The sequence below is a fragment of the Dyella lipolytica genome, assembly GCF_030160075.1.
In the GTDB taxonomy this organism is placed as follows: domain Bacteria; phylum Pseudomonadota; class Gammaproteobacteria; order Xanthomonadales; family Rhodanobacteraceae; genus Dyella_B; species Dyella_B lipolytica.
The window spans coordinates 378935-397755 of sequence record NZ_BSNQ01000009.1 but is presented as its reverse complement, the minus strand read 5'-3'; the positions used below and the strand labels follow the sequence as shown (position 1 = coordinate 397755).

At 62.1% G+C, this 18821-nt stretch carries 22 protein-coding genes; 13 read left to right on the top strand and 9 right to left on the bottom strand.

All coding sequences use genetic code 11. The features are described 5' to 3' along the window. Window positions 1-86: 86 nt before the first annotated feature. Complete coding sequence (locus QQL64_RS15000) at window positions 87-275, top strand: CPXCG motif-containing cysteine-rich protein (RefSeq protein ID WP_284402211.1); 189 nt, start codon at window positions 87-89, stop codon at window positions 273-275. Here the strand turns inward: QQL64_RS15000 and pncA are convergent. Continuing rightward, the gene (gene pncA / locus QQL64_RS14995; protein WP_284401117.1) at window positions 272-910 is read right to left on the bottom strand and encodes a bifunctional nicotinamidase/pyrazinamidase; all 639 of its coding nucleotides are present in this window, start codon (window positions 908-910) and stop codon (window positions 272-274) included. The two genes, QQL64_RS15000 and pncA, sit on opposite strands and share 4 nt — an antisense overlap. 87 nt (window positions 911-997) lie before the next feature. Between pncA and QQL64_RS14990 the strand changes: the two genes are divergently transcribed. Further along, window positions 998-1381: a hypothetical protein gene (locus tag QQL64_RS14990; protein WP_284401116.1), complete on the top strand. Its 384-nt coding sequence runs from the start codon at window positions 998-1000 to the stop codon at window positions 1379-1381. A gap of 3 nt (window positions 1382-1384) precedes the next feature. On the opposite strand, the gene cls is transcribed toward QQL64_RS14990, so the two are convergent. The 3 genes from cls to QQL64_RS14975 form a co-directional block, all read right to left on the bottom strand. After that, on the bottom strand, window positions 1385-2785 hold the full coding sequence (cls, locus tag QQL64_RS14985) for a cardiolipin synthase (RefSeq protein ID WP_284401105.1): 1401 nt from the start codon (window positions 2783-2785) through the stop codon (window positions 1385-1387). 241 nt (window positions 2786-3026) lie between these two features. Beyond that, entirely contained in the window at window positions 3027-4394 is a 1368-nt protein-coding gene (locus QQL64_RS14980; RefSeq protein WP_284401102.1) for an FAD/NAD(P)-binding protein, read from the bottom strand. A gap of 48 nt (window positions 4395-4442) precedes the next feature. Next, window positions 4443-5021, bottom strand: a complete 579-nt coding sequence (locus tag QQL64_RS14975) for a cysteine dioxygenase (protein WP_284401100.1) — start codon at window positions 5019-5021, stop codon at window positions 4443-4445. A 459-nt stretch (window positions 5022-5480) separates the two neighbouring features. Between QQL64_RS14975 and QQL64_RS14970 the strand changes: the two genes are divergently transcribed. Further along, window positions 5481-5768 carry a hypothetical protein gene (locus QQL64_RS14970; protein ID WP_284401098.1) on the top strand — a complete coding sequence of 96 codons (288 nt, stop codon included), beginning with the start codon at window positions 5481-5483 and terminating at the stop codon, window positions 5766-5768. A gap of 88 nt (window positions 5769-5856) precedes the next feature. Here the strand turns inward: QQL64_RS14970 and QQL64_RS14965 are convergent, their stop codons facing one another. Next, a complete protein-coding gene (locus QQL64_RS14965; RefSeq protein ID WP_284401096.1) occupies window positions 5857-6516 on the bottom strand; it encodes an energy transducer TonB in 660 nt (219 codons plus the stop codon). A gap of 347 nt (window positions 6517-6863) precedes the next feature. Between QQL64_RS14965 and QQL64_RS14960 the strand changes: the two genes are divergently transcribed. Both QQL64_RS14960 and trhA read left to right on the top strand, forming a co-directional pair. Further along, window positions 6864-7304 (top strand): hypothetical protein, encoded by a 441-nt coding sequence (locus QQL64_RS14960; RefSeq protein ID WP_404601071.1) that lies wholly within the window; start codon window positions 6864-6866, stop codon window positions 7302-7304. A gap of 94 nt (window positions 7305-7398) precedes the next feature. Then, on the top strand, window positions 7399-8067 hold the full coding sequence (gene trhA, locus QQL64_RS14955; RefSeq protein ID WP_284401092.1) for a PAQR family membrane homeostasis protein TrhA: 669 nt from the start codon (window positions 7399-7401) through the stop codon (window positions 8065-8067). Window positions 8068-8136: 69 nt separating this feature from the next. Here the strand turns inward: trhA and QQL64_RS14950 are convergent, their stop codons facing one another. Next, the gene (locus tag QQL64_RS14950; RefSeq protein WP_284401091.1) at window positions 8137-9912 is read right to left on the bottom strand and encodes a DUF885 domain-containing protein; all 1776 of its coding nucleotides are present in this window, start codon (window positions 9910-9912) and stop codon (window positions 8137-8139) included. A gap of 80 nt (window positions 9913-9992) precedes the next feature. Next, on the bottom strand, window positions 9993-10472 hold the full coding sequence (locus tag QQL64_RS14945) for a DUF456 domain-containing protein (RefSeq protein WP_284402210.1): 480 nt from the start codon (window positions 10470-10472) through the stop codon (window positions 9993-9995). 188 nt (window positions 10473-10660) lie between these two features. Here QQL64_RS14945 and QQL64_RS14940 point away from each other — a divergent pair, with 188 nt between their 5' ends. Then, window positions 10661-11236, top strand: coding sequence for an RIO1 family regulatory kinase/ATPase domain-containing protein (locus tag QQL64_RS14940; RefSeq protein WP_284402208.1), 576 nt, complete (start codon window positions 10661-10663; stop codon window positions 11234-11236). 7 nt (window positions 11237-11243) lie between these two features. Here the strand turns inward: QQL64_RS14940 and QQL64_RS14935 are convergent, their stop codons facing one another. Then, window positions 11244-12020, bottom strand: a complete 777-nt coding sequence (locus tag QQL64_RS14935; protein ID WP_284401090.1) for a ferredoxin--NADP reductase — start codon at window positions 12018-12020, stop codon at window positions 11244-11246. 226 nt (window positions 12021-12246) lie between these two features. On the opposite strand from QQL64_RS14935, the gene dusA reads away from it, so the two are divergent. The 4 genes from dusA to QQL64_RS14915 all read left to right on the top strand — a co-directional run bounded on the left by dusA (window position 12247) and on the right by QQL64_RS14915 (window position 15723). Then, the gene (dusA, locus tag QQL64_RS14930; protein ID WP_404601042.1) at window positions 12247-13248 is read left to right on the top strand and encodes a tRNA dihydrouridine(20/20a) synthase DusA; all 1002 of its coding nucleotides are present in this window, start codon (window positions 12247-12249) and stop codon (window positions 13246-13248) included. A gap of 90 nt (window positions 13249-13338) precedes the next feature. Then, window positions 13339-13659, top strand: a complete 321-nt coding sequence (locus QQL64_RS14925) for a PepSY domain-containing protein (protein WP_284401088.1) — start codon at window positions 13339-13341, stop codon at window positions 13657-13659. Further along, the gene (locus QQL64_RS14920) at window positions 13659-14345 is read left to right on the top strand and encodes a response regulator transcription factor (protein ID WP_284401086.1); all 687 of its coding nucleotides are present in this window, start codon (window positions 13659-13661) and stop codon (window positions 14343-14345) included. The genes QQL64_RS14925 and QQL64_RS14920 overlap by 1 nt, the downstream gene beginning before the upstream one ends. Next, window positions 14311-15723: an ATP-binding protein gene (locus QQL64_RS14915; protein WP_404601070.1), complete on the top strand. Its 1413-nt coding sequence runs from the start codon at window positions 14311-14313 to the stop codon at window positions 15721-15723. The genes QQL64_RS14920 and QQL64_RS14915 overlap by 35 nt, the downstream gene beginning before the upstream one ends. Window positions 15724-15779: 56 nt before the next feature. Here QQL64_RS14915 and QQL64_RS14910 read toward each other — a convergent pair whose 3' ends face one another. Next, entirely contained in the window at window positions 15780-16136 is a 357-nt protein-coding gene (locus tag QQL64_RS14910; protein WP_284401084.1) for a hypothetical protein, read from the bottom strand. A gap of 186 nt (window positions 16137-16322) precedes the next feature. Here QQL64_RS14910 and QQL64_RS14905 point away from each other — a divergent pair, with 186 nt between their 5' ends. Genes QQL64_RS14905 through QQL64_RS14895 form a run of 3 tightly spaced genes read left to right on the top strand, consistent with a single transcriptional unit; the run spans window position 16323 to window position 18804 of the window. Beyond that, on the top strand, window positions 16323-17294 hold the full coding sequence (locus QQL64_RS14905) for a biotin--[acetyl-CoA-carboxylase] ligase (protein ID WP_284401083.1): 972 nt from the start codon (window positions 16323-16325) through the stop codon (window positions 17292-17294). After that, on the top strand, window positions 17291-18049 hold the full coding sequence (locus tag QQL64_RS14900) for a type III pantothenate kinase (protein WP_284401080.1): 759 nt from the start codon (window positions 17291-17293) through the stop codon (window positions 18047-18049). The genes QQL64_RS14905 and QQL64_RS14900 overlap by 4 nt, the downstream gene beginning before the upstream one ends. Before the next feature lie 32 nt (window positions 18050-18081). Continuing rightward, window positions 18082-18804, top strand: coding sequence for an SPOR domain-containing protein (locus QQL64_RS14895; protein ID WP_284401079.1), 723 nt, complete (start codon window positions 18082-18084; stop codon window positions 18802-18804). Window positions 18805-18821: the final 17 nt, after the last annotated feature.

Sequence of the window (18821 nt, the reverse complement as noted above, 5' to 3'; positions counted from 1 at the left end):
GCTTCCCGGTCATGTGCGTTTGCTCCATTCAGCGCCACGGCGGGATTGTAGCGCCGTCGCCCGATCGTTCGATCTACACTAGCGCCATGCTCGCCCCGCGCCACATTCAGTGCCCCTATTGCGGCGAACGCATCGAGATTCTGGTCGATGCGTCGGCGGGCGATCAGCGCTATATCGAAGACTGCCAGGTGTGCTGCCGACCCATCAGTATCGACGTATGGATCGACGCGGACGACTACGCCCATGTATCGGCGTCTGGCGAGGATGACGCCTAAGCGAGCTGCGAGGCGGCTTCCACGATACCGATACCTGCCGCCTCCAACGCCGCACGCGTGTTCGCATCGCTGTCCGGCGTTACCGGGCGGGTAAGATCCCACAACACGTGCGTGCGAAAACCCAGCGCCAGCGCATCCTGCGCCGTCCATAACACACAGACATCCCTGGCCAAGCCGGCGATATAGACCTCGCTCACGCCGCGCTCGCGCAACCACCCCGCCAGCCCGGTACTGGGGCGTGCGCCCTCCGGACCATGGTTCTCGCGAAAACCGCTATAGGAATCCACATCCGGATCGTTGCCTTTGCGCAGGATCAGATCCACCAGCGACCAATCGATGTCCGGATGCAGGGCCGCTCCCGGCGTACCCTGCACGCAATGGTTGGGCCAGAGCGTCTGCGGGTAACCGTGCAGCGATATCTGCTGAAACGGCGCCATGCCGGCATGCATACTGGCGAAGGAGATATGCCCGCGCGGATGCCAATCCTGCGTGGCTACGTTCTGCTTGAACAAACGCCGGCGCAGCAGGTGATCGATGCCAGGCACGATGGCGTCGCCTTGGTGGCAGGCTAAAGCGCCGCCAGGCATAAAATCCGGCTGCACATCGACCAGGATCAAGGCGGTGTGGTTCTGCATGTAGATCGCTCGCGACTAGGCGTATCGCAAGATTCCACCGCCAATGACCGGCATAATGCAAGCGATCGATTCAAGGAAACAACACCGATGCATTACGACCAGTCGTGGATGGGCTATGGGCTGACGGGTGGCCTGGAAGCGGGCGCCATCAGCGCGGTCGTGGCTTTTCTGCTCTACCTGATTCTGCACGCGATCGGTCGCCGGCAGGGCTGGAGTCCGCTCAAGCAAATCGCTATCGCCTTCCTGTTGGCCTTGTTGCTGACGGCCAGCGGCGACATGTGGGATCTGTTCTATTTCAATTACGCGGGGCTGGACTCGATCCAGCTGCTCAAGGCCAAACTGGCTCAGGTGCACGATCCGGACAACATCGGCCTGCGGGTGTTCTGGGAGATGGTGGGTGCCTTGGTGGGGGCGAGCGTGGGCTGGATCGTCACTGGCGGCGACTGGCGAGGCGCTTTGCGCGGCGACTAAGGTTCAAAGAATAGGGTCGAACAGTCGTGCCACGTGCATCGCAAGGCGGCGCAGGTAGGGCGCTTTGCGGTATTCGTCGCGAGTCACTTCCACGGCGCGGTCGAAGTCGTCGATCAGCATGCGCTCGACGTCGGCGGCAAAGACGCGATCCACGTTCAAGGCGCCGATCTCGAAGTTGAGGCGGAATGAGCGGTTGTCCAGATTCATGCTGCCGACGCTGGCGGTGTCGTCGTCGATCAGTATCACCTTCTGATGCACGAAGCCCGGTTGATAACGGTAAATGCGAATGCCGGCCTTGATGGCGTCATAAGCGTGCAGCGTGGACGCGAGGAACACGGTGTGATGATCCGGACGCGATGGAATCAGTACGCGTACGTCTACGCCGCGCATCACCGCTAGGCGCAGTGCGGACATCACCGCCTGGTCGGGTACGAAATAGGGCGTGGTGAGCCATAGCCTTTGCCGCGCGGCATTGATCGCGACGGTGAAGAACAGCGAGCAGGTTTCCTGCGGATCGGCCGGCCCGGTGGCGGCAATCAGCGTATGGGTATTGCCCTGTGCAGAGCGCGGCGGCAGCATCGGCGACAGTTCGCCGGTCACCCAATGCCAGTCCACGGCGAAGCTGCGCTGCAGATCGACCACGGCGGGGCCGCTCATTTGCAGATGCGTATCGCGCCAGGGCGCGAGCGGTGGTTTCAATCCAAGGTATTCGTCGCCAACGTTGAGACCGCCGAGAAAGCCCAGCCAGCCATCTACCACCACGATCTTGCGATGGTTGCGGAAATTGAGCTGGAAGCGGTTGCTGTGGCGCTCGGTAGCGAACGGATGGATGGCTACGCCGCCGCGACGCAGCGTTTCCACGTACTGCCCAGGCAGGGCATGGCTGCCGATGCCGTCGAACAACACGAACACCTCCACGCCAGCGGCGGCGCGCTCCAGCAACGCTTCTTGCATGCGCCGGCCGAGGTTATCGTCGTGAAAGATGAAAAACTGCATCAGCACGCAGCGCTCGGCTTTGGCGATGGCGCTGAAAATCGCCTCGAACGTTGCATCGCCATCAATCAGCAATTGCAATTGCTGACCGGCATGGAAACTATTGCCGAGCATTTCAGCCAGTGCCGCATATGGTGCGCAAGATGCCGGTACGCCGGCATGCCTGCCGCGCCGCGATACCTGCGAAAGCCGCTGGCGACGTGCACGATGCAAGGTGACGTAGCCGTAAAAATGACTGCGTCCGAGATAGAGATAAGGCACGAGGGTGACGTAGGGCAGCAGCGTCAATCCGAGCGCCCAGGCAAATGCGCCTTGCGGGGTGCGCGTATTCATGACCGCATGCATCGCGGCGAGGATACCCGCCACGTGCAACAACATGGCGAGCAGGGTGAGAAGCTGCGGGAGGCTCATGGTGGGTGCGATGAGTATGGCTTTTTACGTTCGCTTCCTCTCCCCTTCGGGGAGAGGATTGAGGTGAGGGGTCAATCTTGTGATGGTGTTGTATCGGAGCCAGCTTCCAATTACCACTTACGCAAGATTGTCCCCTCATCCCAACCTTCTCCTCGCTCCTCAAAGCCGAGCACATCCATGTGCTCTCCCCGCGTACCCCGGAGGGGAGAAGGGGCCAGCGCAAAGAGCCGTACCTATGGCCCTAGTCGGCCAGCAACTGATCGGCAAGTTGTCGCGCCTGTTGCCGGATTTCCGGCATGGCGGTGGATTCCCACAGCGTGCCGCGTAGCATGCTGCCGATGGCGAATAGTCGCGGCCAGGCACGGCCGTTGTGCAGCAGACGTCCCTCCGGGGTGGCGTCGATGCCGAGACCGAAAGGATCGGAACGGATATGTCCGTTGGTCATCAATTGCTGCAGCAAGGTGTGCTTGGTGCGGCGTACGTCGGTTTCCAGGCCGGTGCTCTGGATGATCAGGTCAGCGTCGAAGGTGTGTTCCGTTGCTTCACCGGCAGGGACGAACGTCATTTGCACGCCACGGTCCGTGAGCGCGACGCCATGCATGTGTCCGCGCAGGCGCTGCAATCGTCCTTCTTTTTCGAGCGCCTTGATGGATGCGGCAACCTGCGGCGCCATGCGGTGGCGTGCGCGTTCCCACGCCCAGCGTGCATGACGCAAGAAGCGCGCACGGTCGGCGTGCGGCAGCAACTGCCACAGAGAGGAGGTGTGGGGACGCAGGCTGTCGATCACGCTGCGCCAGTCGTCGCTATGCGCTATCGATTCCCGCAGCACGTGGATCCAGGTACGAATATCCGGCGCGTCGCGCATCGTCTCCACCAGCTCGGCGCTGTCTTCGTACGGCAACGATGCGCTGGAGTGATGCACTTCCGGCAGCAAGCCATGGCGCGAGAGCGCAGTGAAGTGTGCGTTCGGCCATTTTGCAGCGAGTTCGAGCACGACATCGACCGCCGTTAGGCCAAGGCCGATGAGCAGCACGTTATGCGCTTGCGTGTCGGGCTTTGCGTCATCGAGCAGAGGCCACGGAAGGGTTACATAGCGCCCGCTGGCAAGTGCGGCTTCGTCGACGCCCGGAAGCGGGCGCGGCGACAATGCGCCGAGCGCGAGTACGGCGGCTTCGACACGCGTGGTGCTTTCGCCCTGGAACAAGGTCACACCATCGTTCTCAGGCACCATGGCGTCGACTTCATGCGGCACGATGCGCACGTCGTGACCGCGCGACTTGGCGCGTGCCAGCGCACTGGCCGTTTCAGCTTCGAGGTAATCGCCGTACCAGCAGCGCGGCAAAAAATCCGTGCCGGAAATACTGGGGTCGCGCTGCTGCATGTATTCCAGAAAGCCGCCGGGTCGGCTGGCGAACATCCCCATCGATGCCGCGCGTACATTCAGGATATGTCGTTCCGATCGTGTGCCATACGCCACGCCGCGACCGGGCGTGCCACCGCCGGTGTACCAGTCCAGGTGCAACGGCTGCGCGACAGGGCGCTCCAGCAATTCGCTGAGCAGCGTAGCCCCTGCGGCGCCGCCGCCAATGATGGCGACCCGTCGAAACATGTCACTCCTTGTTGTTGCAACGTGGTTGAAGGCTGATCTGTCTTGATATCAGACGCGAAGCGGACCGGCAATCCTCGCGCGCTGAGGCTGGCTTTGCCAGAACGGTTCGGCCTCGATTTGTTCGTACGTGGTGTAATCGTCGAGATCGCCGCCATAGACATGCAGCGTCAATGCCGTTTCTTGTCGCGAAAGATTGCGACAGCGATGCATGTAGGGCATATCGGCGTCGAACCACGTGGCGTCGCCCGGCCCCAGCCAATCGCGCCCGCGCAGCTGCCACGGCTGTGCGGTGGAAGCGCGCGACCACGATTCCACTTCCAGTGCACCGTACAAACTCAATTCGATGCCCCACAGACCTGAGTGATCGTGCGAAGGCGTGGTGTATCCGGGAGGCCATGCCATCACCAGTACGCTTACACCAGGGCGGCCGCGACGTCCTACCAGCCAACGCTCGAAACCGCGATTGTGGTTGCGCAGATCGGACAAGCCATCAGCAAGCGCACGCATATCGCGATGGATGATGCCGCCGAGTTCGCGGGCAAGCGAAGCGAGATCCGGATTTTTTTCGAGCGTATGCGCCAGCGCAACGTCACGTAATGTTTTAAGGCTATGTCTGTACGTACGCATAGGTTTCGTGGGCAGACTGGGGACGATCGGCAGTGGAACATGCCTATCGTTAAGTAGGCGTAAGGCGAAGAGCCTGCCCTCATGGTCCGCGTAGCCCGCGTTGTCGCTGAGTGGCCGCCAGGCGGCAGCGCGCGGCTTGACCTGACGGCCAGTCAGGCGCCGCGCCACGCACTGCCGCCTGGCGGCCACTCAGCGACAACCCTTCGGGCCGGGTCTGTTTGCCCACACGCCTGCGTCCTCGCTCAGCCGTGTATCGACATACACTCCCTCGCTCCTCCTTGTCGTGCGCGCAAACAGATCCCGGCGCGGGCCACGCGGACCATGAGGGCAGGCTCTAAATTACAAGCATGACTTTTGCAGCATGGACCACAGCGCACATCGGCCTATGCTTATGACAGGCCTTAAACCTTCATCGGGTAAGGCGCATCTGACCGTACGGCTGACGTCGGAGAAACGGACATGATCGAATTGATGCTGATAGCTATGTTGGTGGGCGGGCTTTGGATCGTCGGGTCGCTGATCGGCCTGGTGTTCAAGCTGACGTTTGGATTGATCGGCGGGCTGTTCGGTTTGATTGCGGGCGCCCTCGGGTTGTTTATCGGCGGCCTGGTCATGTTGCTTGTTCTGCCGGTGATCGCTTTATCGCTGTTGCCCTTGTGCCTGCCGGCGCTGCTGCTGTTTGGGTTGATTTGGACGATTGTGCATATTGCGCGCCGGCCGGCCGTGGCGCCGTCCGTGTCGCACTGAAACATTTTCTTGCGGTAGCCGTGGAGCGAGACCCGGTCCAGTCGCTGGACGCTGGCCGGGTCCCGATCCCTTTACGGCAGACGGCGTTTCAAAGTTCCTGTAACGCAAAATTTACCGGTACGCGCGCCCATGCGCGTACCGCGTGCCCGTCGATCTCCGTCGGCTGAAATAGCCAGCCCGCCAAGACCTGTTCCCTGGCGCTTTGATCGAGCAAGGTATGGCCGCTGCTGCGCTCGATCTGCACTTCGAGTGGCTTGCCGTTCTCATCGACCAGCACGCGCAACAGCACCGTGCCTGACATGTGCTGCCGTATCGCCTGTACCGGAAAGCGCAAGGGCGACGATCGGTAGGCCAGCGATACCACGCCTGGCGCCATCGTTGGCGGCGTAGTCGTCGGCGGTGTCGTTGTCACGGGTTTGCTGTTCGGCGACGGCTCGGTCGTCGGAGGGGCGGTCGCTACCGGGTTGTCGACATGTTTGACCTGCACAACGGGAGCGTGCACGACTGGCGTGGGCTTGGGTAGCGCTTTGACAACGATGTCGGGCGGCGGCGGTGCTTTTGGCGGCGGTTCGATGATGCGCACGGTTTCAGTCTTGACCGTTTCCAACGCGTTCGCGAACTGCGGCGCCAAGGGCCGCATGGCGAACAGGAGTGCAGCGAGGTTGAGAGCGATGGCCGCGCTGAGCGCGGTAACGCGCACCATATCCGGGTGCGCACGACGAACAACAGCCAGGCTTGCGGACGGCATAAGCGACCTCCTGACGGCGATGTGGGTTGTGATGCGCTTTGGCCACGCTGCGTGGGGACGCAGGGGGATCGTGGTACGCGCGGCTTCAGCCTATGCCTGTCGCCTTGGCTTGCGCAATAGCCGCCCAGACGGGCTACGGCGGTGCCGGGACAAAAAAAGAACCCCGCAAGGGTGCGGGGTTGCAGGATACGGGTATCGGGGAGGCGATACCCTTGACGCGCATCATGCCTGGATGGAGCTTGGTTGGGCGTGCACGCCTTGTGATGACCACCTTCACGAAAGCGGGGCGGCGGCCCTTGCGACAATCGACTGGCATTAGCAAACGAGAGAATAGGCCAATGAAAACGATGGGCATCATGAAATGGGTGGGAGCAGCGGTGCTGTGCCTCGGCTGGCTAGGTGCATCGGCGCCCGTGCATGCCAGTCATAGCGTCGATTGCGGGATGCATTTCCAGTTGTCCGGGTGGTCGGTGTTCTACAAGACAGCGACCGGCAGCGGCACGATCAGCTGCAACAACGGCCAAAGCATGCATGTGCATATCCGGGCGAAAGGCGGCGGCCTGACCTTCGGCACGACCGAGATCGATGACGGCAAAGGTGTCTTCACCGGCGTCTACAACATCCACGAAACATTGGGTCACTACGCAACGGCCGAAGCGCATGCCGGTGCGCAGGCCAGTGCCGATAGCCAGGTGCTGACGAAGGGCAATGTTTCCCTCGCGCTGAGCGGCAAGGGGCACGGATGGAATCTTGGTATCGCCTTCGGCGCGTTCATCATCGAACCCTGATTTTTTAGCTGTATTCCATTAGGTAAATCGTGGCCAGCCGGTTAATGTGCCGGCTTGGCCCGGTGATTTGTCGAGCGGCTCAGGAGTTGTTTGCATGTCGGCAACAAGCGAAGCGGTGCTGCCTCGTTACGGGTTCGGCGACGAGCTGGCCAGCAGCGTGATTCATGGCATCGGTATTCTGCTGAGCATCCTAGGCTTGGTCGTTCTTGTCGTACGCGCCGCTGACACCGGCACCGCCAGTGACGTATTGGCGAGTGCTGTCTATGGCATGTCGCTCGTTCTGCTCTACACCGCATCGACGCTCTATCACACGATCCGCACTGAGTCGGCTAGGCGTTTGCTGCGTACGCTCGATCACATTGCGATTTTTCTGCTGATCGCTGGCACCTATACCCCGTTTACCCTGATCGCGTTGCGCGGCGCCTGGGGTTGGAGTCTGTTCGGCATGGTCTGGAGTCTGGCGCTGCTTGGTAGTGCGCTGGAGCTGGGCATGCTCAAGCGCTACCGCCGCTTTGCCGTGCTGTTGTATATCGCGATGGGTTGGGTCGGCATGATTGCATTCCGGCCGCTGCTCGCTCATTTGCAGACGGGCGGTATGGTGCTGCTGCTCGCGGGCGGTGCAGCTTACACGTTAGGCGTGCCGTTCTATCTTTGGCGCCGGTTGCCGTATCACCATTCGGTGTGGCATTTCTTTGTGTTGACCGGAAGTGTGCTGCAATTTCTTGCCGTGCTTTTCTATGTGATTCCTACTGCGCCGTTATGAGCGGACTTTCTGCCTAGTGCAGCAGGAAAGGACGGGCGGAGCGCTGCGCGATCCGCCCGTCGACAACCATCAATGTTTCTGTTGCGAAGGAATGAATTGCGTGCGAACCGCTTCCGCCAATTGATCGGGCGGCAATAGGCCCTGGCCGACGACGAAATCGTTGAAGGCCTGACGATTGAAGTTTTTCCCTAGCGCCAGTTCGGTTTGCAGACGCAGCTGCTGCAAGCGCATGTACCCGTAGAAATACGAGGTCGCTTGACCGGGGCTATTGAAGGTGTAGCGATCCAGTTCTTCGCGCGTCAGCGCTTCGGATAGACCGACGTCATTGCGCAGCACGTCGTGCGCGCGCTCCTTGCTGATCATGCCGAGATTCAACATCGGATCGAGGAAAGCGCGGGCAGCACGCATCAAGCGGGCCTGCAACGCGCTGAACTGGCCGGCCGGCGGTTCGTAGGGCAGCATTTCCGCTTCCGAATACAACGCCCAGCCTTCCACGTTGACGCTGTTGAACGCGAACAGGCTGCGCGCCAGCGATACGCCGCGTTCTACCATCGCGGCGAACTGCAGCTCATGGCCAGGGCGCCCTTCGTGAGAGGTCAGTGTCCACGCGGCGGCCTTGTAAGTGAAATCGTCGTACGCATCGGACGTGTCTTTGTTTGTCGAGGGGTTGCCCATGGTCAGCACAAACGTGCCTTGCTCGCCGTGATTGTTGACGAGAGGCGGCGGATCCATATGCGGTGCGGGGACGGAGGCGGCTTCCGCGTCGGAGGCCATGCGCATCTGCATGTCACGCTGGGGCAGCGTGATGATGTGCTCGCGGCGGATGATGTCTTCGATCTTGCCGATGACTTCGTGATACCACGGCACGACGTCATCCTTGCCCAATTGCTGTTGCTTGAGCGCCTTGAACACATCGCGATAATCGGTGGACTGAATACCTTCGGCCTTGGCGACCGTCGGCGCGATCATCTGCATGGTGGAGCGCAGTTCCACGAATTCCAGCTGCGCTTGCTTGATGAGCTGCTCCGGCGGAATGTCGATGCCTACCTGCTTGAGGTTGTAGGCATACAGCGGCTCGGGCAAACGGAAGTCGTCGCGTTGGCGCGGCACGATGGTGCTGTGCACCCATGCGTCGTATTCCTTCAGCTGGCTGTCCATCGCATCGAGCGCGGCCTTGCCTTCGGCATCATCGAGTTTGTATTTGGCGAATAACTGCCGAATGCCTTGCGTATAGCGCTGGGTATTGGCAAGCCTTTGATCGACATCGCCCTTGTAGGGACCAAGCAGCTTCTTGTCGGCGAGACGTTCGGTGGTTTGCGCTTCGGCCAACTGGGTAATCGGCGTACAACCCGGCGCTTTACCTACGTAGCACTCGAGACGTTTGAGCGCGAGCGGACGGCGCTTGGCGTCCACATCGTCTTTCAGCAGGTAGAACTCGCCGTTGAAAATCAGCTGCGCGACGTCCTGGTACGGCAGCATGTATTTGTCGTTGAGATCGATACCTTCGATCTGCAGATCGGCGGCTTTGATCATGATCTGCAAATCTTGCCGTACGTTGGCGTCCTTCTCGCCGGCCAGCATCTTCCCGAGCTTGGCTTTGGCGTCCACCAGCGCAGCGCGGGCGCGCGCGTCGACATTGGGCTTGAGGTCGGCCACCTTGTCGTCGTAGCCCGGCAGACCCACCTGCGTGGCGAATTCAGGGCTGAAGCGAGCTTGCTCGTCGAGCAGCACCTTGGCGTCGGCGTTGCTGCGTTCGACCCAGGATGGGGCGTGGGTCGCTTGGGCGTGAACCGATCCGGCAGCAGCCAGTGCGATCGCCACGGCAAAGGCGAGACGTTTGGTCATGGTGGATATCCCCAGAGTTTGGTGGGACGAGCTTATGCGTGCGTCGTGCTAGGCGTCATGTACCTAAGGTTGGGTCGTTGTCACAGAAGCATGGCAAAGCCGAAAAGACCGACCATCATGAGCGAAATCACCAGCTTCACCAGGGCGCCGAACAGCAGACCCAGCCAGGTGCCGAGGCCCACGTGAGCAGAGCGCAATACGCTCTTGCTCGACGTGAACTCCCCAAGAAGCGCACCCACGAACGGCCCGAGGATCAGACCGGGCAAGCCGAAGAACAGGCCGACCAGGGTTCCCAATGTGGCACCCCACATGGCCCGCTGACTGGCGCCTACGCGCTTCGCGCCGATCGACGCGGCGATGAAATCCACCAGTACGCCGAAAGCGGCCAGTATGCCGAGCCCGATCAGCCAACCCGTGCCCAAGTGCCGGTAACCATCGACGGCCGCAGCGAGCCAAATGCCGCCGAAGATCATCGGGATGCCGGGCAAGGTGGGGAGCACGGCGCCGATCAGTCCACCGACGATCAACAGGCCCGCCAATACGTAAAGTGCGATATCCAGCATGGCAGTCGGTCGTCCTCGGGGCGGCGACGTAGCCGCGGATCGGCCACAATAGTCTGTCGCCGCGGTGCGGACGGCAAGCCGTCTGCCATTCTTTCATCGGTAGGTTTGTGTCAAACGTCGATTCCATCCTGCTCAAGGCCGACGAGCTCGGTCGCATCGAGATCGTCGAACGCGATGGCGTACGGATGATCCGTCGCGATATCCGTGCGGCGCGTTGGTGGGCGCGCGCTTTTGCACGCCGCGCCGCTGCGCGCGAAGCACGTGCGCTCGCAAGATTGAACGGCGTGGACGGCGTGCCGTCATTGCTGGGATGGAACGGTCGCGAACTTCTGCGCGGCTACATCGCCGGCCAGCCGATGCAACAAGCGCAGCCGCGCGAACCCGCTTATTACCGCGATGCGTTGCGCCTGCTCGCACAATTGCACCGGCACGGCATCGTGCACAACGATCTCGCCAAAGAACCGAACTGGCTGGTGCGCACGGATGGGCGTCCGGCTCTTGTCGATTTCCAGATCGCCTGGACGCGCGGCCGGCGCGGCCGTTTGTTTCGTCTGCTAGCGCGCGAAGATTTGCGCCATCTGCTTAAGCACAAACGCACGTATTGCGTGCATGCGCTCAGTGCGCGTCAACAAGCGATGCTGAAAACACCGGCCTGGCATTCGCGCTTGTGGCGTGCGACCGGCAAGCGGTTGTACAAACTTATTGCGCGTCGCGTGTTCGGTTACTGGGACAACGAAGGCAAAGGGCGCGTGCGCGACTGAGCGCGCACTACTTCTCGACGAAGGCCCGTTCGATCACGTAATCGCCCGGCTCGCGCGTGCGCGGCGAGGCATGAAAGCCGCGTGCATCAAGCAATGCGCACAGATCGTCAAGCATCGCGGGGCTACCACATAGCATGAGACGATCGGTGTCGGGACTGAGCGGCGGCAGTCCGATAGTCTGGCTCATCGCACCATCGACGATGTTGTCGGTGATGCGGCCGCGGTTGCGGAACGGTTCGCGTGTGACGGTGGGGTAATAGATCAGCTTTTCGCGCACCAGCTCGCCCAGATAATCGTGCTGCGGCAGCTCGTTCTGCAAATAATCGGCGTAGGCGAGATCGTTGATGTTGCGCACGCCGTGCGCAAGCACGATCTTCTCGTAACGCTCATAGGTTTCCGGGTCGCGGATGATGCTCATGAAGGGCGCAAGGCCGGTGCCGGTGCCGAGCAGGTAAAGATGCTTGCCGGGCTTGAGATCCGTAAGCACCAGTGTGCCGGTCGGTTTGCGGCTCACCGTGATGCTGTCGCCGGGCTTCAGGTGCTGCAGGCGCGAGGTAAGCGGGCCGTTCTGTACCTTGATGGAGAAAAACTCCAGGTGTTCTTCCCAGCTGGCACTGGCGATCGAATAGGCGCGCATCAGCGGACGGCCATCCACTTCCATGCCGATCATCACGAACTGGCCGCTGTCGAAGCGGAAGCCGGGATCGCGCGTGGTGCGAAAGCTGAAAAGGCTGTCGTTCCAGTGTTGGACGTCGATTACTTGCTCGGTCGCCAAAGCCACCATGGTTGTTGTCTTCTCGGGTTGTTGCGGGGTACGGGGGGTGCGTGCCGCGCGACGCGGCGGGGTAACTCGCGGGAAGGGCTGGGGTGCCGCTGTGCCTTACGAGCGCCGGGCGTGCCGCGGCGTTACAGCTATAGATTACGCGATTCGGGCCGTTTCCGTGTAGTGGAAGCCGTTTTCGGCGGGTTATAACCATCACGCCTAAGCAGTCACCACGTAGAATAGGCGCATGATGTCCAACGTTTTTTCGCCCGCAAGCTTGAGAAAAGAAGATTGGCGCCTGTCCGTCGCCCCGATGATGGACTGGACCGATCGCCATTGCCGCTATTTCCACCGCCTGCTGTCGCCGCATGCACGGCTTTATACGGAGATGGTGACCAGCGCTGCGCTGGTGCGCGGCAAGCAGCTGCGTCTGCTTGAGCACAGCCAGCAAGAGCATCCTGTCGCGCTGCAATTGGGCGGCAGCGATCCGCAGGAGTTGGCCGAAGCGGCGCGGCATGGTGCGCAGGCGGGTTACGACGAGATCAACCTCAATGTGGGCTGTCCATCGGACCGTGTGCAATCGGGCCGCTTCGGCGCCTGCCTGATGCGCGAGCCCGCCTTGGTCGGCGATTGCGTGAAAGCGATGCGCGATGCGGTGTCCGTGCCGGTCACGGTGAAGTGCCGCATCGGTGTGGACGATCAAGACGATTACGCCGATTTGCAGCATTTCACTGAAACCATGCTGCAGGCTGGCGTCGACATACTCGTCGTGCACGCGCGCAAGGCGTGGCTGCAAGGATTGTCGCCTAAGGAAAACCGCGAGGTACCGCCGCTCAACTACGAGCGCGTCTATCGCCTAAAGCGCGAATTTTCGCAGCTGGTGGTGATCGTCAACGGTGGCATCACGACGGTGGAAGCGGTGCAGGGACATCTCGCGCATGTCGACGGGGTGATGCTGGGTCGCGCCGCGTATCACGATCCCTACGTACTCGCGCAGGTCGAGGCCGCGTTGTATGGCGTGCCGCTGCCGTCGCGCGAAAGCGTCCTGCAGCACATGCGGCCCTATATCGAAGCCGAGCTGGCGCGCGGTACTGCGCTCAAGCATATCTGCCGGCATCTGCTGGGCTTGTACCAAGGCGAGCCGGGTGCGCGCGGCTTTCGTCGCACGCTCAGCGAGGGTGCGCATCAGGCGGGCGCCGGATGGCCGCTTATCGAGCAAGCCATGGCTCCGGCGCGGGTAGCGGCGTGACACCGGCCGGCCGTCCGGTCAGTATTCAGCCCCGGTTTCGCAGTATGGCGCTTTAGCCGGTTCTCCCTCTCTGGCATCGATCACGGGACTATGCGTTCAAAGCACGATCTAGCATGGATGGCTGCCGGGCTGCTGCTGGCGGCCGGTACGGTGGTCGCTCAGTCGTCGCCGCAGGGCGGTTTGAGCCTGGATGAGGCCGTGCAGCAGGTACAGCAGCGGGTCGGTGGCAAGGTGCTGTCGGCAGAGCCGCGCCATATCGGGCGCAAGGTGGAGTACCGCATTAAGGTGCTCACGCCGGACGGGCATGTGAAGGTCCTCGCCGTACCGTCGGATGCCATGCGTCCGCCGGCTGCGGCACAATCCCCCAAGAAATCCCCTATCGGCGGAAGCTACAAAAAGGAGAAACACTGATGCGCATCCTCCTGGTCGAAGACGAAGCGCCGCTGCGCGAAACCTTGGCAGCCCGCCTCAAGCGCGATGGGTTTGCCGTGGACGCCGCCCAGGATGGCGAAGAGGGCATTTACCTCGGACGCGAAGTGCCGTTCGATCTGGCCATCATCGACTTGGGCCTGCCCAAGATGTCGGGCATGGATTTGGTCAAGGCCTTGCGTGAGGCCGGTCAGCGTTATCCCATCCTGATCCTTACCGCGCGCGGCAGCTGGCAGGACAAGGTCGAAGGCCTCAAGCACGGTGCCGACGATTACCTGGTCAAGCCGTTCCATGTCGAAGAACTGCTGGCGCGCATCAACGCGCTGGTGCGCCGCGCGAGCGGCTGGTCCAAGCCGGTGCTGGCCTGTGGTCCGATCAAGCTCGACACCACCGCGCAAACCGTGACGGTGGAAGGCAAGGCGGTGGACCTCACCAGCTACGAATACAAAGTGCTCGAATACCTGATGCTGCACGCCGGCGAACTGGTATCGAAGGCGGACCTCACCGAACACATCTACCAGCAGGATTTCGATCGCGATTCGAACGTGCTAGAGGTCTTCATCGGCCGCTTGCGCAGGAAGCTGGATCCGGAAAGCAGCATGAAGCCGATCGAAACGGTGCGTGGGCGTGGGTATCGCTTTGCTATTCCTCGCAGCGAAGACGAATGATGCCGCCGAGCGCCGCCCGTTTTCGCTGGCGGCGCGCGCGGCCCTAACGACCGGCCTCGTGCTGGCTGCCTTCCTTGGTGCAATCGGGTGGACGCTGTCGCGCACCTATGCCACCAGCGAGGTCAACAAACTGCAGGATCGCCTGCACGATTACGTCATCACCTACATTGCCGGCACCGACCCGCGACGCGACGGTACGCCGCTGTTGCCGGATACACCGCCTGATCCGATGTTTTCGCGCCCCGGTTCCGGCCTGTATGCCGTGGTGCTGGGCGAAAATGGATTTCGCTGGGAATCGACTTCCGCCCTGGGCCGGGATTTCAGTTTCCTGCATCCGCTGGAGCCCGGGCAGTCGCAATTCATCGGTCCGGTCGATACCGAATTGGGCAGGCTTTACTACTACAGCTTCGGCGTGGCGCTGGATATGCCCGAGCGCGCGCCGGTGCGTCTCACTTTCACGGCGGCGGAGACCGAGGAGGAGCTGGAAGGCAACACCGCTGTCTACCGGCGTAGCCTGGTGGGATGGCTTGCGGTCTTGGGTGTGGTGCTGATCGTGCTGCAAATGGCACTGTTGCGCTGGAGCCTGACGCCGCTGCGCAAAGTCGCCAGCGACATGAGCCGGGTCGAACGCGGCGACAGCGATCATCTGGATAGCCAGTACCCACTCGAACTCACCGGTCTTACCGATCGCATCAATGTTTTCATCGACAGCGAGCGCGAGCAGCGCACGCGTTATCGCAACACGCTGGCCGATCTTGCGCACAGCCTGAAGACACCCTTGGCGGTGATCCGCTCGCAGATGGAATCGACCGGTGATCTTTCCGATGAGGCGCGCATTCCGCTGCTCGATCAGGTGCGCAGGATGGATGAATTGGTGGCTTACCAACTTTCGCGTGCCACCACCGGCCGGCAAACCTTTGCCAGCGCAGTGCCGATCGCCGGGCATGCCGAGGATCTCGTGCAAAGCCTGGAAAAGGTCTACGCCGCGAAAAACGTGTTGTGCGAATTCGATATCGAGGACGGCGCCGCGTTCTACGGCGAGCAGGGCGATCTGCTGGAACTGATGGGCAACCTGCTGGAAAACGCTTTCAAATGGGCAGGCCACCACGTGCTGCTGGTAGTAAAGACCCGGCCACAGCCGGGACGTCAGCGACCGGGTCTGTTGCTCAGTGTCGAAGACGATGGCCCAGGGATCGCCGAGGACAAGATCGAGAAGCTGCTGCAGCGTGGCGTGCGCGGGGACGAGCGCGTCAAGGGACACGGCATCGGCTTGGCCATCGTGCAGGACATCGTGCGTGCTTATAACGGCGAGCTGACGGTCGACCGCTCGGCCGAGTTTGGCGGCGCGCGTTTTAGCGTGCAGTTGCCGCCGAATTGAAAAGCGGGAGCTGCGGATCTTGTCCGCAAAGCTTTAAGGGCGGAGAGAAAACAGCCTTACTGAATCGAGCCGGGCAGCAGCGACTGCCATCCAAGGCCCGAGGAGCCATGGGAGGTGTTGCCAGGCAAAGCGTCGGCGGCGGCATGGGCCGGGCTATCTTCGGTGCTGCTTCTTGGGCTGCTGGCGTGAATGCTGCCCGACGATCCAGCCGTGCTGCCGGCGCGAGGAATATTGAGCGCGTCGCCGTTGGCCGAGGTCGTGTCGTGGCTGGTGGCATGACCAGCGGATTGGTCGGTGCAGTTGTAGGCGGACGTTGCACTGATGCCGCCAGCAGCCTTGGTGCCAGTCGCCGTCGCGTTGGCGATAGCGCCAACACTTAGCAAGCATCCGAGCAGCAATGGTATGGCACGCATGGCGATCAGCCCCCAAGGCGTAAGCCTATCGACCGGATAGTCCCAGAAACCCAGGGTGGATACCAGTGCCCTGCACCCGCATCTCGAAGACTGCTGACAGCCATTAGAATCGCGTGATGACACGTTCTTGTTCTCATCCCTTATTGCGGCCGTGCCCGGTCGAATGTCTCTCGGAATACTGAGACCATGCAGCCGCAACAACTTCTGGCCGCTCTGGCTTCCGGGGAGACCCTTTCTGGGTCCCGTCTGGCCGCCGAGACCGGCGTGACCCGTGCCGCCATCTGGAAGCAGATCGAAGCGCTACGTCATCGGGGCGTGCCGATCGAGTCGGCGGGCGCCGCCGGCTACCGCTTGCCGTGGCCCATTCAGATGCTGGACGAGTCTCGCATCCGGGAGGCCCTGCCGGCGCCGATGAGCCGCCGGCTCGGTGCGCTGGATCTTTATTGGGAACTCGATTCCACCTCTAGCGAATTGCAGCGCCGCGGTGCTGCGGCGCCGGACTTCAGCATCGTGGCGGCAGAGACGCAGACGGCGGGGCGGGGCAGACGGGGACGCAGTTGGCTATCGCCGCCTGGTTTGAATATCTATCTGTCATGCCTGAAGCGATTCGACGCCGGTTTTGCGTCCCTGTCGGGTTTGTCGCTGGCGACCGGCGTCATCGTGCTGCGGGCGTTGCACACGCTCGGCATGGCGGGTCCCTCCCTGAAATGGCCCAATGATGTGTTGGCCGAGGGCGGTAAATTGGCGGGCATCCTGGTCGAGCTGAGCGGGGAATATCAGGGGCCTTGCGCGGCGGTGATCGGTATCGGCCTCAATCTGCGGCTGACGACGGCACTGCGCGAGCAGGCCGGTCAACCGGTATCCGATCTGGCTGACGTCGCACGGGGCACGCCACCCGATCGCAATCGCATGGTGGCCGCGCTAATCGCCAACTTGGTAGAAGGTCTGGACCAGTTCGAGCGTGATGGCTTTGCGGCATTCGTCGACGAATACACCGAACACGATGCCTTGCGCGACGTCCCGCTCCGCGTAAGCGGTGCCTCCGGCGAGCTCGATGGTGTGGGCGCCGGCATCGATGCGCGCGGTGCGTTGCAATTGCAGACAGCGACAGGTTTGCATGGCATCGATAGCGCCGACGTGACGGTGCGCCGCGCATGAAACTCCTGCTCGATCTCGGCAATACGCGACTGAAGTGGGCTATCGCGGCAGCGGATGGCTGGTCCGCACGCGGCGCCGTGGCGTGGGAAGAAGATGTTTCCACCGCACTTGTTCAAGCGTGGCAAGGACTAGGGCGTCCTGACCGTGTGCTGGGCGCTTCAGTCGTCGATACATCACGCGAGAAACAGATTGAAGCACTAGCCGCGGATGTCTTCGCGCGAGGCGTCGTGTGGGTGCGAACCCCGGCCGAGGCCTGCGGTGTGCGCAACGCTTACGCCGAACCGCAGCGGCTGGGCGTGGATCGCTTCCTGGCGATGGTCGCCGCTCATGCCGCTGGTCACGCGCCCTGCGTATTGGCCGGCATCGGCACGGCGCTCACGCTCGATGCGCTCACCGAGGAAGGACAGCATTTGGGCGGCCTGATCGCACCCGGTCCATGGCTGATGCAGCAGTCCTTGCTCGGCGCCACCGCGCGCGTCCGGCCCGAGCAAGCCGGTGCGATACGCGATATCGCGGATAACACCGCCGATGCCGTAGTCTCAGGTTGCTGGCAGGCCGTTGCGGCCTTGATCGAGCGTTTCGCCGCGCATATGGCGGATCAACACGCCGAACGAACGCCACGCTTGCTGCTGGACGGGGGCGATGCGGCCGCCTTGCTGCCGTTGCTGCGGGTCCCTGCCGACATAGCCGCCGATAGCGTGCTGCGTGGACTCCTTGTGTGGGCAGACTCACATCCGGTCCCCGCATCACCCTAGAATCATCCGCGACCCATAATGGTGAATGGCCGATGTTCCTGCGCTTGCTATTCGTTCTGCTCATCGCCTTCAATATCGCCGTCGGCGCATGGCTGCTATTGGGCCAGAACGATACGCATGGCTACCTCGCCACCGATCCCGGCGTACCGAAACTGCACCTGCTGTCGGAGCTGCCGCCACCCACCACGACGGTAGCTCATACGGCCGCCATCCCGCCGACAGCGACGTCGTCCGCATCGACTCCGGCATCGGCGACCACGGCGGGAACGGCACTGACTCCCGCCACGACGAGTGCACTCAGCTACGCCTGCATGGCGCTGGGGCCCTTTGCGACACAGGAAGACTTGCGCATCGCGCGCAATGCCCTGGGTCCGCAAGTACAACGCATGCGCGCGCGGCAGGAACAGATCACGCAAACGCGGGGCTGGTGGGTGCATTTGCCACCCAGCTCGAGCCATGCGGCAGCGCTGGCCCAGGCCCGTCAGCTGGGTGCGCGCAACATCCAGGATTACTTCGTGGTCGGTTCCGGCGACGACCAGAACACCGTTTCGCTGGGCCTGTTCAAGGACCCGGCCAATGCGCGCAAACGCCGCGATCAAATCGTCGCCGCCGGCTTTCAGGCCCAGATGAGCGAGCGCACCGAAACCGTGCCGGAGTACTGGCTCGACCTGATCCCTGTCGACAGCGAGCACTTCGACTGGCGTAGCCGGATCCACGATTCGTCCATCGGATCCCACAGCGCAGGCTGCTTTTAGGCGAAGCCCTGTTAGAA

Bases quoted from the DNA above. Each gene is read 5' to 3' on its own strand.
- QQL64_RS15000 (WP_284402211.1), top strand. From the start codon at position 87: ATGCTCGCCCCGCGCCACATTCAGTGCCCCTATTGCGGCGAACGCATC.
- pncA (WP_284401117.1), bottom strand. From the start codon at position 910: ATGCAGAACCACACCGCCTTGATCCTGGTCGATGTGCAGCCGGATTTT.
- QQL64_RS14990 (WP_284401116.1), top strand. From the start codon at position 998: ATGCATTACGACCAGTCGTGGATGGGCTATGGGCTGACGGGTGGCCTG.
- cls (WP_284401105.1), bottom strand. From the start codon at position 2,785: ATGAGCCTCCCGCAGCTTCTCACCCTGCTCGCCATGTTGTTGCACGTG.
- QQL64_RS14980 (WP_284401102.1), bottom strand. From the start codon at position 4,394: ATGTTTCGACGGGTCGCCATCATTGGCGGCGGCGCCGCAGGGGCTACG.
- QQL64_RS14975 (WP_284401100.1), bottom strand. From the start codon at position 5,021: ATGCGTACGTACAGACATAGCCTTAAAACATTACGTGACGTTGCGCTG.
- QQL64_RS14970 (WP_284401098.1), top strand. From the start codon at position 5,481: ATGATCGAATTGATGCTGATAGCTATGTTGGTGGGCGGGCTTTGGATC.
- QQL64_RS14965 (WP_284401096.1), bottom strand. From the start codon at position 6,516: ATGCCGTCCGCAAGCCTGGCTGTTGTTCGTCGTGCGCACCCGGATATG.
- QQL64_RS14960 (WP_404601071.1), top strand. From the start codon at position 6,864: ATGGGCATCATGAAATGGGTGGGAGCAGCGGTGCTGTGCCTCGGCTGG.
- trhA (WP_284401092.1), top strand. From the start codon at position 7,399: ATGTCGGCAACAAGCGAAGCGGTGCTGCCTCGTTACGGGTTCGGCGAC.
- QQL64_RS14950 (WP_284401091.1), bottom strand. From the start codon at position 9,912: ATGACCAAACGTCTCGCCTTTGCCGTGGCGATCGCACTGGCTGCTGCC.
- QQL64_RS14940 (WP_284402208.1), top strand. From the start codon at position 10,661: ATGATCCGTCGCGATATCCGTGCGGCGCGTTGGTGGGCGCGCGCTTTT.
- QQL64_RS14935 (WP_284401090.1), bottom strand. From the start codon at position 12,020: ATGGTGGCTTTGGCGACCGAGCAAGTAATCGACGTCCAACACTGGAAC.
- dusA (WP_404601042.1), top strand. From the start codon at position 12,247: ATGATGTCCAACGTTTTTTCGCCCGCAAGCTTGAGAAAAGAAGATTGG.
- QQL64_RS14925 (WP_284401088.1), top strand. From the start codon at position 13,339: ATGCGTTCAAAGCACGATCTAGCATGGATGGCTGCCGGGCTGCTGCTG.
- QQL64_RS14920 (WP_284401086.1), top strand. From the start codon at position 13,659: ATGCGCATCCTCCTGGTCGAAGACGAAGCGCCGCTGCGCGAAACCTTG.
- QQL64_RS14910 (WP_284401084.1), bottom strand. From the start codon at position 16,136: ATGCGTGCCATACCATTGCTGCTCGGATGCTTGCTAAGTGTTGGCGCT.
- QQL64_RS14905 (WP_284401083.1), top strand. From the start codon at position 16,323: ATGCAGCCGCAACAACTTCTGGCCGCTCTGGCTTCCGGGGAGACCCTT.
- QQL64_RS14900 (WP_284401080.1), top strand. From the start codon at position 17,291: ATGAAACTCCTGCTCGATCTCGGCAATACGCGACTGAAGTGGGCTATC.
- QQL64_RS14895 (WP_284401079.1), top strand. From the start codon at position 18,082: ATGTTCCTGCGCTTGCTATTCGTTCTGCTCATCGCCTTCAATATCGCC.